Genomic DNA, 12,197 nt, shown 5'->3' on the forward strand with positions numbered 1-12,197 from the left:
AAAAGTTCGTAAAACGAGTTTATAATACCCAGCTTACTGACTACTCGCCTTGCTGATTACTCGTCGAAATGTGCGCTGTTCGTCTGCGGCGTCCCGGCAACCCTGTCAACGATTGCCTGGGCGACGTCGCGCAGTTTGCGGTTCCCGTTGCCGGAAGCACGCCGGAGGATCAAAAAAGCTTCGTCGTGTGAGCACCGGTTCTGCGACATGATGATGCCGCACGCAAGGTCAATGACGGTCCTGCTCTGCATGGCCGACTGGAGGTCGTCGCCGCGTTGGTTGGAGGCTGCCATCCGGACGGCAAGGTGGAGTGCCTTGCTGGACATCTTGACGAAGAGGACCGCGTCGGCGATCGCCTTGGTGGTGAAGACCCCGGGCCTGGGAGCGAAGAAGTTCAGGACCGCCCTGGAGTCGTCCCCCAGTTCCATGGGCACGCCCAGTGCGCTGGTGATGCCTTCGGCGAGCAGCTCCTGCGCGTACACGGGCCACCGCGGATCCTTGTGCGCGTCCTCCAGGACCTTCGGTTCGCCGGATTCCAGTGCATCCACGCACGGGCCCTCGCCAAGGCGTTGTTCGATCCGGTCAAGGATGATGGCGCGTTCGCTGTTGCCGCCGATGGTCGCTGTGCGCTTGCGGCGGCGCAGCGTCACGGCGCACTCGATGTCCACTCCGGTGGCGCGCCTCATCATGTCAGCTGAGAAGTTGGTCAGGCCATCCAGGAAATCCTTGATGTCTTCCGTGCCGGAGATAAGGTCCACCAGTTGCTCGAAGTCGTCGGACCTCTCTTGGTCACTCATGGCTCCAAATGTAGGAGCCTGCCCCTCACCTAACAAGCGAACTACCTTTCCTGCCCGCTGCGCACACGCGCAAGGGCTGTCATGGAACGGGTCCGCACAATGATCGCGGCTCCCAGGACGGCGGCTGCGGCTGCGGCTGCAGCTATGGCCGTCGGTGCGGACTCGGGAGAGTCCGCGCTCCTGCCTACAGTAATCCAAGCCAGCCCCCACGCGATGGCGGCTGCCAGTGCCAGCCGACCCTCACCTTTGACGGCCACAGCGATTCCGACGGCGGCCACCACCACCAGCACGGCGATGGACCAGACTTCCGGTCGCCAACCAAAGCCGGAGAAGCCGGCGGCCTTCAGGGCGGCGGCAATGTTCGCGCAGACGGCAACGCTCGCCCAGCCAAGGTACAGGCCGAGGGTTCCGTCAACCACCACGGCCTCCGGCACTGACGCGGGCCGCCGGGAAATGTAGCGCCGGAAAGCGACCACCAAAACCACAAGCAGGGCAACGATCACCAGCACGCTGACCGGCAGCCAACCCGCCTGGACCGACAGGATCCACGCGGCGTTCAGCAGCATGGAGCAAGCAACCACCCAGCCCAGGGACCGTTGGCGTGGATTGCTCTTCTGCGAAGGCAGCCACTGCCATGCCGTGTAAGCCACCAGCCCTGTGTAGATCACGGACCAGATGGAGAACGCAGGCGTGGCCGGCGCAAGCAACGTGGAGTCCGCGCTGAGGGCGCCGCCCGCCGCCTGGGCGATGGGAATTCCGCCAAAAACTCCGACGCCGATCATGGAACCAACAATGCAAACAACCAGGCTCAGGGTCACAAAAACCTGGCGCGCAAGGTCATTCCGGGCCGTCGAATCGGTGGATTCTGAAATATTCACTCTGTCAGCCTCTTTCCTTCCGGCACGTGCAGGGACTTAGTATCAGATGCTAGGGAAACGAGCTTCAAGCTGATCGAAGGAAACACAGGATGGACGCGGACCACCACGCAAAGGGTTATTGGTACGGAAAAGACCCGGTGCAGAAGGAAAAGGCCGTGGACGTGCTGAACGCCCTGCGCGACTACAGGGTGTCCGAGCAAGCCATGCGGCGCCGGACGCGTTCATCCATGCTGATGGGCGAAAAGGACCTGCTGGCCCTGCGTTACCTCTTCGAGGCCGAGGCCGACGGCCGCGTAATGAAGCCGAAGGATCTGGGCGAGCGGCTCGGGATAACCTCGGCGTCCATGACCACCCTGATTGACCGCCTCGTGGAGTCCGGCCACATCCGCCGCGAACCGCATCCGACCGACCGGCGGGCACTGATCCTCCGGGCCACTCCGGCTTCGGACCAGGAAGTCCGGCATACCCTGGGCGGCATGCACCGCCGCATGATGGACGTGGCCAGCGCGCTGAGCCCGGAGGAAGCTGCCGTGGTGACGGCTTTCCTGCGGGATATGCGCCAAGCCCTGGACACAGTGGACGACGAGAACACAGTGGATGGCGGGGCCGGTCACGGTGAACCGGGTGCCGCAGCGGGGGATTCGCAGCCTTCATGACGTGAGGCTCCACTGGAGGATGAGGATCAGCGTCACCAGGAAACCCGAGCCGTAATTGAGCCAAATGAACCGCCGCCACGCCACATTGGTGCGCGCCGCCGTCGTATCCGTCACGTTCCACCAACGGGCACAATTGACGATGTAGGGGATGGCGATCAGGGCCGCCAGCGGCCCGGGCCAGGGGGTGGCCAGCATGGCAAGACCGGCAAGCAGCCACAGCACGACGGCGGTACGCACGGTTCGCCGGGCACCGAAGACTGTGGCGATCGAAGCGATATCTGCCTGCCGGTCCGGTTCAATATCCTGCACGGCGCCGAACGCGTGGGCGGCCATGCCCCACATAAAGAATGCTGCCAACAGGATGACCAAGCCGGGCGTGACCGTGGCTCCGGCGATAGCCAGCCCCACCACTGCCGGGCTCACAAAGTGCGTGCTGGACGTGATGGAATCCAGCACGGGGCGTTCCTTGAACCTCAGCCCCGCCGCCGAGTAGGCAACCACCGCGAAGGCGCTCACCGACAGCGGCAGCCACGAGGCCGGGCCGCCTGCGGCAGCGAGGACCACCAGGAACGGGACGTTGGTGACGGCCGCGAGCCACAGCATGGGCCGGTGCAGCCGCGGCGCAAGGAGGGCACCCTCGATTCCGCCTTTTCGTGGATTCTTCAGGTCCGAGGCGTAGTCGAAGACGTCGTTGATGCCGTACATGGCCAGGTTGTAGGGAACCAGGAAGTAGAACGTGCCCACTATCAGGACCCAATCGACCTCGCGGGTGGTTAGCAGCATGGCCGCGGCGAACGGGTACGCGGTGTTGATCCAGCTGATGGGCCGGGACGCGACGAAGGCCTGGGGGAGCAGCCCCGTGAGCCCGTCGGTGGAACCGGCTTTGGCGTCGGCGTGCGGCGTGGTGGGGTGGCTTCCGTCCGGTGTTCGCCTGCGGCGCGTCATCCAGGCCCACAAGCCGGGAAGAGCCAACACGCCGGCCAGCGGATAAGCGAAGTCTTCAACAGGCGCCAGCCCGATGCTTGCGCCAAGCAGGTGCTGGGAATCGTAGTGGAACAACTCCATGCCGATCATGACGGAGTCGAACACCGCCGTGAGCACGGCCAAAGCGGCGAAGGCGATACCCGTGGCCTGCCAATGCCGGCGGCCGGCACCCCGGGCAAACGCGACTCCTGCCACCGCGGAAGCAACCACGAAGGCGAGGGCGAGCCACAAGTACGTCATGCGTTCTCCCGTTCGCGCGCCGGCTTTCCGTGCGAAGAGCGTGCGGCTGCTGACGCGCCGCCCGTCCCTTTCCGGTCCGCCGCCCGCGCCAGGACCTCCCGCGCGCCCGTAAAGAGGACCATGGTGCACAGGATGAGGAAGAGGAGGAACACGGGCTCTTCAAGGGGAAGCTCGGGGGCAAGCAGGATGCCGGTGGCAATGGCACTTTCTCCACGCAGGAAAATCCCCAGCCCGATTCCAGCGATGTCCCAGGCCAGGAAGAACGCCAGCCCGACGGCGGTGACCACCGTTGCCGCTTTGGCGTCATGCCAAAAGAAGAGCCGGAAACGGTGGTCCAGCAGCAGCATGCAAACGATGCCGGCAAGAAGCGATGCCAGATAGATGACTCCCATCAGCCCACCTTGCCTGAAACCCAGGCAGGATGCTGCACCCGGGTTGGTCCGGGGCTGTGATCGCCGCGGATCCTCTTGAGGACCAGCTCGGCGCTGATGAGGCACATGGGGACACCGACGCCGGGAGCCGTGGTGGCACCGGCGTAGTAGAGGCCGTTGACCTTCTTGGACGCGTTCTGGGCCCGGAACATGGCGCTTTGGCCCAGTGTGTGGGCAGGGCCCAGCATGCCGCCGCGCCACGAGTTGTAGTCCCTGGCGAAGTCGGCGGGCCCTATGGTGTGCCGGACCACGATGCGCTCGCGGAGATCCGGGATGCCCGCCCAGTCCGCGATTTGGTCAATCGCGGCATCAGCAATGCCCTCGATGAGTGCGTCTCCGCCCCCTTCTGCTCCGCCGGCGCCCAGCGAGGGATCGGCGGGAATGGGGACGAGCACAAAGAGATTCTCGTGGTCCTTCGGGGCGACGCCGGGGTCTGTTGCGCTGGGTTTGCACACATAGATGGAAGCGGGGTCCGGGACGCGGGAAGGCTTGCCGAAGATGGCCGAGAAGTTGGCCTCCCAGTCGCGGGTGAAGAACAGCGAGTGGTGGGGCAATTCAGGGAGGTTGCCCCGTACGCCCAGCATCACCAGGACAGCTCCCGGCCCGCTGGTGCGCCGCTGCCACCAGGCGCGGGGGTAGCTGCGGTCCGGGATGTCCAGCAGCTTTGTTTCCGTGTGGTGCAGGTCGGCTCCGGAGACCACGATGTCCGCGACGCTGAAGTGTTCGCCGCCCTCACTGTCGCGCCACTTGACGCCGGTAACCTCGCGGGTTTTCCGGACCCGGAGCGGGGCGGGCCTTTGGAAACGTCCGCGCGGGGTGAACCGCTCCCGGGACTTGGCTGGGGCCTCGCGCGTGGTGATCTGGAGGACCTGCGCCTCGGTCCGGATGCGTACCCCGGCTTCGAGGGCGAGTGCCTCAAGGCGTTCCACCAACTGCCAGAAACCACCCATGGGGTATTGGACGCCGTCACCGAGGTCCAAGGCGCTCATCAGGTGGTACATGGCGGGAGCATCGGCCGGGTTGGTCCCCAGGAAGACCGCAGGATAGCCAAGCACCTGACGCAGCACCGGGTCCTGGAAGCGGTTTGCGATGAACTTCTCCAGCGGCATGGCCAGCAACTTGGCCAGCTCGGGGAGGCTCCGCACCACCTCGGGCTGCATCAAGGCCTTCAGCCTGGTGAAGGGGTTGTAGAGGAAGAACCGCTCCGCCATGTCCGAGGTGTTCCGCGCGGAGGCCAGGTACGTTGCCAGCTGCTTGGAACTGCCGGGCTCCACGCGTTCGAAGGTTTCCATGACCTTGTCACTGCCCAACGGAACCGTCAGCGGGACCGGACAGCCGCCGTCGTGCGGTTCGCTGAAGACGCGGTAGGCGGGGCTCAGCGTTCGCAGGTCAAGCTGTTCTCCGGTGCTGGTGCCCAGCAATTCGAAGAAATGGTCGAACACATTGGGCATCAGGTACCAGGAGGGGCCGGTATCGAAACGGAAACCGTCCCTCTCCAGGGTGCCTGCGCGGCCTCCGACACGGGGGAGCCGTTCGAGGAGCTGGACCTCATGTCCTTCGCGGGCGAGGAGGGTCGCTGTGGCAAGGCCGGCGATGCCGCCGCCCACTACTACGGTCCTGGTGCTGCAAGTCATGCGCGGGGCTCCAACCACGTGGCGGCGACTGCGCGGGCAGCCAGGCCGGCTTTGAAGACGTCCGGAACACGGACGCGGGATTCGTAGAGTTCGGCGATGGATGTCCGCTCGAGCCGGCGGGTGAGCGCGGCAAAGAGGGCCAGGGCGCTCCTGACGGCGGCACGGGCGTCATGCGGCAACAGCGGGATGACGGCGTTGGCATCGGCCAGTTGGGCGTGGATGGTGCTGATCCATTCCATCCGGTCCCGGTCCTCGAGATGGTCCGCCGTGCCCAGGTAGCTCCTGCCGAGCCGGGCGGTGTCGTCGGAGAGGTCTCGGAGGAAGTTGATGTTTTGGAAGGCGGCCCCGAGCCTTCCCGCGCCGTACTCCAGTGCGGCGGCATCGGCGTCGTCGATTCTTTGGCCCCGCATGAAAACGCGCAGGCACATCAGGCCCACTACTTCTGCCGAGCCGTAGACGTAGCCCTGGTGGGCTGCGGAGTCGAAACGCAGAGGTCCAGCCGGGGCAGCATCCTGCCCGCCCAGGTCCGTGCGCATCGACGCGAAGAACGGATCCACCAGTGAAGCGTCGATGCCTGCCGCGCGGGCTGTCTGCGCGAAAGCGTGGATGATGAGGTCGCTGCTGTAGCCAAGCTCCAGCGCACGGTGTGTTTCGTCCACGAAGTGGTCGAGCGCTTCGCTCTGCTGCCGTCGGCTCAGGCCAGCCTCCGCGGTAACTCCGTCCACGAGTTCATCGGCCACCCGCACCAACGCGTAAATGTTGCGTACGTGCTGCCGGTGGCGCGGGCCCAGAAGGCGGGTGGCCAGCCCAAAGGAGGTCGAGTAGGCGGAAATCACCTGGTTGGCCGCACGCTCGGCCGTGCGGGTGAATTGCGTAAAGGAAGTGTCGACGTCGACGCTCATGATTGCCGTCCTTCAAGCTGTGCTGCCAGGTCCAGCAGGACGTTGCGGACCTTGTCCGGGATGGGGTTGGTTGTGTCGGCGAGGACGTCGTGGAACGCCCGCGTCTGTTGGTCGATATGGCCTTGGACGAACGTCTCCGCGCCGCATTCGGAGAGCTGGCGGCGGACATTCTCGCCGTCCTGGGTGCAGAGATCGGGCCGGCCGAACCATGGCTCGATCTCCGCCCATGCGCTGGTTTTCCGGGCGTAGGCGATGATGGCGGTTTGCTTGCCTTCGCGGAGGTCGGAAAAGGGATCCTTGCCGTGCCGGCGCGGATCCCCGAAGGTTGAAAGGAAGTCGTCCTGGAGCTGGAAGGCCAGGCCCAGATGCCGTCCCGCCGTCGCAAGCGCGGACTCCACGGAAGGTTCGACGCCGGCAAGGGTCGCCGCTGCCCGCAGCGGCAGCTCAAAGGTGTACGTTGCCGTCTTGTAGCCGCACATGGTGAGGATGGTTTCGAGCTCCGGTGCGATGATGCCGTCACCGAGTCCCACGTCCAGTTGCTCGCCCGCCACGGTTTCGTTGATGGTGTGTTCCAAGAGGTCCAGGAGCCGGATGCGCAGCGGGTGGGGAAGGTCCACGCGGGCGAAAGCCTGGTGGGTAGCGGCGAGAAGCATGTCGCCCATGAGGATGCCACCGGTTTGTGCCCAGTGCAGGGCGCTGTCCGGACGGCCGGCGTCGGGCCTTTGGTCCATCGGCGGCAGTTGGCCCGCCTCGGCAAGGAGGGCTCCCACCAGGTTCGGGCGGCCGCGGCGGACGAGGTCGCCGTCGATCACATCGTCGTGCAGCAGGAACGCGTAGTGCAGCAGCTCGATCGCGGCTGCAATGCTGATGGCTGTGCTGCGGTCCCGGGCGTGTTCGTCGAAAGCGTCATAGGTTTCCACGAGCAGCAGCGGCCGCACGAATTTTCCACCGAGAATGTTCTCGCCGGCAATGTCCCAGAGCCGGCTGAACTCCGGTCCGTAGGCCCGTGCCGAGTTGGAACGCGTAGATATGAGGCCTGTCAGTTCGCCTTCGATGGCGGAACAGAGGTGTGAGCGGGTTCGGACGACGTTCGCCATGAGCGTCATGCCCTCGCTCCGGCCTGGAGGGCCCCGGACTTTATGAGCTGGGGGAACTGCATGGCAAGCCACGGGCTGAATGCGGAAGCGGAGTGTTCCAGCGCCCCGGACAACAGGTCCGGCGTCACCCAGACCCAGTCCGCGACTTCCGTGGGGTTGGGCTTCAGTTCGCCGTGGATAAGGGCTGTGTAGACGGGGCAGATCTCGTTCTCGACAATGCCAAAGGGGTCCACCGCCCTGTAGCGGAAGTCGGGGAGCGCCAACTCAATCCGCGTCACGTCGGTGCCCAGTTCGAAGCGGGCCCTACGCATCACGGCCTCTTCTTGTTCTTCTCCGGGCCCCGGGTGGCCGCAGAAACTGTTGGTCCAGATTCCGGGCCAGGCTTTCTTTTCCGGGGAGCGTCGCGTCAGCAGGACTTCACCCGCGTGGTTCATGAGGTAACAGGAGAAGGCCAGGTGGAGCGGGGTTTCGGTCGTGTGGACCTCGGACTTGCGTGCCTCGCCGATGTGCCGCCCGGCGTCGTCTAGAAGGACCACCATCTCTACTGTGTTCATTCCTGAGCCTTCCTTCAACGCCGATAATTGCTAGACAAGCTAGAAAGAAGACTACCATGTAGGCAGATAGGTGTAACATACCCATATGCTTAAAAGGGAAGAAGTTGACGGCCAGCCCTCTTCCCGTCTCTATAACCTGGATGCCAACGATCCGTTGCATGAGCTTGTGGACCGGGAGGGGCTTAGTGAGGACGATCTGAGGCAGATCAACGAGCTGATGGCTGCCATGGGCAGGCTCAGCGAGGCCGAACAACGGTTATCCGAAGCTTCGCTCAAGTACATGCGTCTTAACGCCTCCGACATGCGGGCACTGCACTACCTCATTGTTTGTGCCAACAGTAATGTGCTGGCGACGCCCGGCGCCATAGCCGCGCACCTGCATATATCGACGGCGTCCACCACCAAATTGCTGGACCGCTTGGAGCGTGCCGGGCACATCACGCGGGAGCCCCACCCCTCCGACCGGCGGGCCCTGGCCATCTTCATCACCCCGGAAACGCATGCGGCGGCGATGCGGACGGTGGGACGCCAGCACGCGCGGAAGTTCATTGCGGCGGCTCGGTTGACCCCCGCCGAAAGGGACGTTGTGATGCGGTTCCTGGATGACATGGCCAAGGAGATCTCCTTGGAGAACACCAGCTGGGAGTAGTCCCTTCATCGCGGCTGCGGTTCCGGGGGCGCAGCAGTTCCGGGAGAGCCGCGTCCTCAATAGATGAAGATCGGAAGCCAGTCGCGGTTGTGGGCATGCACCAAGGCAAGGAACAGCACAAAGTCGAAGATCAAGTGCACTGACACCACGTAGGTGAACGACTTGGTCAGCTTGAACGTGTAGCCCTGCAGCAGAGCGAAGGGGAAGGTCAGCAGCGGCCCCCAGGCCTGGTAGCCGATCTCCCACAGGAATGATGAGAACACCACGGCCTGCAGCAGGTTCGCCAGCCAGTCCGGAAAGTGCTGCCGCAACAGGGTGAATGTTGTGCAGATGAAGAACAGCTCGTCCCAGATTCCCACAGTGTTCACGCCAAGGAACAGCCGCCAGAAGATGGTGGGGTCCGAGGCGTCCGGCCAGTTCGTGTACACGCCCGTATTGATCAGGTAGGCGGGCAGGATGAAGTAGCCGAGCGCTACTACTCCCGCCAGGTAAAGTTTTGCTGCGAGCGGCCACTTCCGGCCTGTGTTGACGGGGAACCGGATGATTTTTTCCTGGTAGATGAAGCGCGAAACAAGCCAGGGAACCAGTACCGCCAAGGCCAAAGCGCCCCCCATCAGGGCCATGTGTTCCAGGCTGAGGTCCGCGTTGAGCGGGACGAGGCTGATGATCACCACGCCTGCCGCTACCAAGGCCAGATGCCGTAGAAGCTGACGATCAATGAACGCTGCCGTCACCAGGCTGAGGGCGAGCAGTGAATACCCCGCTGCGTCATCGCGGATGGCAAACAGCGGCACTGCGGAAGCGGAGAGAAGGGCCGCGGGCAGCAGCTTCCACGTGAGGGCTGTCCGCGGCACTTCAGTCGAAAGGTTCGTCACTACTCCAGCATGTCAGGACGATCACATTTCCGGCTGGATCAAAGTGATTGACATCTCAAGTTTATTTCCAATCTGGAACTACCGTACGAAATGCGCAAGAGCTGTACGGAATGCGTACGCACAACGATGTGAATACTCCAAGAGGAACCGATAACGGTACTGGCAGAGAAGCCGCCGGGCACCGACCAGAACGGCGGACGGCGGATTCTGGGCCGCGACGGCGCCGCGTGTCAGGTCCGAGATCCTTCGCCGTGCCTTTGAACTCGTCACCGAGAGGGCGGACGGGTTCGCCCTGTTGATGACCTTGGAAATGGGCAAACCCTTGGCAGAAGCCCGGGGCGAGGTCACCTACGGTGCTGAATTCCTGCGCTGGTTCGCGGAGGAGGCCTTCCGGGACTACGGACGGTACCTGACCACGCCGGAAGGCAAGAACAAGATCCTGGTTCAGCAGAAGCCGGTTGGTCCCTGCCTGCTGATCACGCCCTGGAACTTCCCCTTGGCGATGGCCACCCGCAAAGTGGCGCCTGTGCGGCCGGTTGCACCATGGTCCTCAAACCCGCCAAGCTCACGCCCCTGACGGCTCAGTACTTCGCCCAGACCATGCTCGACGCCGGGCTTCCGGCAGGCGTCCTCAACGTCGTTGCGTCCTCTTCTGCCTCCGGCATCTCCGGCCCCCTGATGAGGGACTCGCGGCTCCGGAAGGTTTCCTTCACGGGGTCGACGCCGGTGGGCAAGCGACTCTTGGCGGACGCGGCAGGCAATGTCCTGCGGTCGTCCATGGAACTGGGCGGAAACGCTCCGTTCATCGTGTTCGAGGACGCCGACGTGGACAAAGCCGTCGAAGGGGCCATGGCCGCGAAAATGCGGAACATGGGGGAGGCCTGCACGGCCGCCAACCGGTTCCTGGTGCACGAAGCTGTTGCCGCGGAATTCACGCGCAAGTTCGCCGCGGCCATGGGGTCCCTGAGCGTAGGCCGGGGAACCGCGCCCACTACCCAGGTCGGGCCGCTGATCGACGCCGGCGCCCGCGCCGACGTGCACGCCTTGGTGACTGCCGCCGTCGACGCCGGAGCTACCGCCCTGACTGGCGGGAGTCCTGCGGACGGCCCCGGCTACTTCTACCCGCCCACCGTCCTGGCGAACGTTCCCAAGGATGCAGCGATCCTCCGCCAGGAGATTCCTCATGCAGATTTTCACGGACATTCGAGTCAAGCAACCAGCTGAGATCGACGAAAAGCTGGAAGCCGCAGTTCGCGCGGCCCAAAGGGACGCGCGAACAAAGGGGAGCGATGGAGTGCTTGTCATCCGGTATAGCTTCGAACACTATTCAGTGGCCCTGTCACCTGATGTGCCGTTCGGGCAGACCTATTAGCGCGATCAGGCAATTCGGAGCTAGCTCATCCCTGGTCGCGGAGGTACTGCCTCAACCCGGGGATTGCGAAATCGACTTTCCCGTAGCCGGCGGACTCGATCAGGCCCGCGGCAATGAGCCGTTTCCGGTACTTGGACACCACGTTGGGTTTGGCTTTCAGGATCGCGCCGATCTTGCCGGCCACGGAGGGGCCGTCTTGGGCGGCCACGGCATCCAGGAACGCGCGGTCCTCATCGAGAGCCCACCCTGCCTTGCCCGCTTCCAGCCAGAGGAAGTATCCAACGAGCTGGCAGGCCGGCGAAGATCAACCCGACGGGCAGCCCTTCGCGGATGAAGTGCTGGACGTCGGCGGCAGCTGGGTGGTGAGCCCGAACCCCGCTGCGGAGAAGGCGGTGATCTTCCGCGACGGAGGGCCATCCCCGAGCTCATCGAGAAGGTGCAGCATGTCACCAACCCCGCCCAGGAAGCCGGGAGTTGCTGTCCGGGAAATGACGGCCCACCCTTACTCGCGTGCGATGCCTTCCGCCTCATTCAACATCACGGTCTTGCCGATGCCCCTGGAGCCCGTGATGATGGTCAAAAGCCCCGGCGTCCCGGAACCCTGCTCCGGCGGCAGCTGGGTGGTCACGGTGAAACCTGCCACCCCCAAGGCCGTGATCCTCCGCTGAGCGGGGCCTTTGCCAAGTTCTTCCAAGTGCAGTCGCATGGTTTCGCCGATCCGTCCGATGAATCCAGAGGTGGCCGTCTCGGCAACGACCCACCCTTGCTGGACGGCCTTATCCTGGGCTGCGCCGAGCAGCGCTGTCTTGCCGATGCCGCGGGCGCCTGTGATGATGGTCAGCAATCCGGGCGCTCCCGAGCCAATCTGCAAGCCATACTCAAATTCATCCAGTGTGCCCTCGCGGCCAATAAGTTCAGGGGGAGTGGCGCCGGCTGTCGGCCGGAAAGGGTTCATCATCAGGGATCCTTGTGAGTCCTTGTGAGTCTACGTGACCCAAGCCATGTCTTGGCTCCTCCAACTCCGACTCTCAGACTGCTTTCGCGGCAAACTACCCAGCAGGCCGGTGTGCAGATCAATCAGACCCGGCCGCGAGCACCTGCAGGCCAGACCCGCGACGAGAGTAAACA

The 12,197-nt window shown here is 64.1% G+C and carries 14 protein-coding genes and 1 pseudogene; 3 read left to right on the forward strand and 12 right to left on the reverse strand.

Features of this window, described 5'->3' with window-relative positions; translation table 11 throughout:
• Nucleotides 1-56: 56 nt before the first annotated feature.
• Nucleotides 57-797: a GAF and ANTAR domain-containing protein gene (locus RI444_RS01610; RefSeq protein WP_021471223.1), complete on the reverse strand. Its 741-nt coding sequence runs from the start codon at nt 795-797 to the stop codon at nt 57-59.
• A 41-nt stretch (nt 798-838) separates the two neighbouring features.
• Nucleotides 839-1,675: a tryptophan-rich sensory protein gene (locus RI444_RS01615; protein WP_021471222.1), complete on the reverse strand. Its 837-nt coding sequence runs from the start codon at nt 1,673-1,675 to the stop codon at nt 839-841.
• Nucleotides 1,676-1,764: 89 nt separating this feature from the next.
• On the opposite strand from RI444_RS01615, the gene RI444_RS01620 reads away from it, so the two are divergent.
• The gene (locus tag RI444_RS01620; RefSeq protein WP_021471221.1) at nt 1,765-2,331 is read left to right on the forward strand and encodes a MarR family winged helix-turn-helix transcriptional regulator; all 567 of its coding nucleotides are present in this window, start codon (nt 1,765-1,767) and stop codon (nt 2,329-2,331) included.
• Here RI444_RS01620 and RI444_RS01625 read toward each other — a convergent pair.
• The 6 genes from RI444_RS01625 to idi are packed head-to-tail and all read right to left on the reverse strand — an operon-like array spanning nt 2,326 to nt 8,173.
• A complete protein-coding gene (locus RI444_RS01625; protein WP_207605226.1) occupies nt 2,326-3,555 on the reverse strand; it encodes a prenyltransferase in 1,230 nt (409 codons plus the stop codon). The two genes, RI444_RS01620 and RI444_RS01625, sit on opposite strands and share 6 nt — an antisense overlap.
• Nucleotides 3,552-3,947 carry a lycopene cyclase domain-containing protein gene (locus RI444_RS01630; RefSeq protein ID WP_021471219.1) on the reverse strand — a complete coding sequence of 132 codons (396 nt, stop codon included), beginning with the start codon at nt 3,945-3,947 and terminating at the stop codon, nt 3,552-3,554. The genes RI444_RS01625 and RI444_RS01630 overlap by 4 nt, the downstream gene beginning before the upstream one ends.
• On the reverse strand, nt 3,947-5,620 hold the full coding sequence (crtI, locus tag RI444_RS01635; protein WP_207605225.1) for a phytoene desaturase family protein: 1,674 nt from the start codon (nt 5,618-5,620) through the stop codon (nt 3,947-3,949). Before crtI ends, RI444_RS01630 begins: the two co-directional genes overlap by 1 nt.
• The gene (locus RI444_RS01640; protein ID WP_062094722.1) at nt 5,617-6,522 is read right to left on the reverse strand and encodes a phytoene/squalene synthase family protein; all 906 of its coding nucleotides are present in this window, start codon (nt 6,520-6,522) and stop codon (nt 5,617-5,619) included. The genes crtI and RI444_RS01640 overlap by 4 nt, the downstream gene beginning before the upstream one ends.
• Nucleotides 6,519-7,628 (reverse strand): polyprenyl synthetase family protein, encoded by a 1,110-nt coding sequence (locus RI444_RS01645; RefSeq protein ID WP_069695564.1) that lies wholly within the window; start codon nt 7,626-7,628, stop codon nt 6,519-6,521. Before RI444_RS01645 ends, RI444_RS01640 begins: the two co-directional genes overlap by 4 nt.
• The gene (idi, locus tag RI444_RS01650; RefSeq protein ID WP_021471215.1) at nt 7,625-8,173 is read right to left on the reverse strand and encodes an isopentenyl-diphosphate Delta-isomerase; all 549 of its coding nucleotides are present in this window, start codon (nt 8,171-8,173) and stop codon (nt 7,625-7,627) included. The genes RI444_RS01645 and idi overlap by 4 nt, the downstream gene beginning before the upstream one ends.
• Nucleotides 8,174-8,258: 85 nt before the next feature.
• Between idi and RI444_RS01655 the strand changes: the two genes are divergently transcribed.
• Nucleotides 8,259-8,822, forward strand: coding sequence for a MarR family winged helix-turn-helix transcriptional regulator (locus RI444_RS01655; RefSeq protein ID WP_062094727.1), 564 nt, complete (start codon nt 8,259-8,261; stop codon nt 8,820-8,822).
• Nucleotides 8,823-8,878: 56 nt separating this feature from the next.
• Here RI444_RS01655 and RI444_RS01660 read toward each other — a convergent pair whose 3' ends face one another.
• A complete protein-coding gene (locus tag RI444_RS01660; RefSeq protein ID WP_179015267.1) occupies nt 8,879-9,697 on the reverse strand; it encodes a CPBP family intramembrane glutamic endopeptidase in 819 nt (272 codons plus the stop codon).
• 208 nt (nt 9,698-9,905) lie between these two features.
• Here RI444_RS01660 and RI444_RS01665 point away from each other — a divergent pair.
• Nucleotides 9,906-10,876 (forward strand): annotated as a pseudogene (locus RI444_RS01665) (aldehyde dehydrogenase family protein); the annotation flags it as partial.
• Nucleotides 10,877-11,094: 218 nt separating this feature from the next.
• Here RI444_RS01665 and RI444_RS01670 read toward each other — a convergent pair.
• The 3 genes from RI444_RS01670 to RI444_RS01680 all read right to left on the reverse strand — a co-directional run bounded on the left by RI444_RS01670 (nt 11,095) and on the right by RI444_RS01680 (nt 12,027).
• Entirely contained in the window at nt 11,095-11,277 is a 183-nt protein-coding gene (locus RI444_RS01670; protein WP_069695567.1) for a hypothetical protein, read from the reverse strand.
• Nucleotides 11,278-11,373: 96 nt separating this feature from the next.
• Entirely contained in the window at nt 11,374-11,514 is a 141-nt protein-coding gene (locus RI444_RS01675; protein ID WP_168529485.1) for a hypothetical protein, read from the reverse strand.
• 57 nt (nt 11,515-11,571) lie between these two features.
• A complete protein-coding gene (locus RI444_RS01680) occupies nt 11,572-12,027 on the reverse strand; it encodes an ATP-binding protein (protein WP_242703168.1) in 456 nt (151 codons plus the stop codon).
• Between the last annotated feature and the right edge of the window lie 170 nt (nt 12,028-12,197).

The organism is Paenarthrobacter sp. AT5, from assembly GCF_032764245.1.
In the GTDB taxonomy this organism is placed as follows: domain Bacteria; phylum Actinomycetota; class Actinomycetes; order Actinomycetales; family Micrococcaceae; genus Arthrobacter; species Arthrobacter ureafaciens.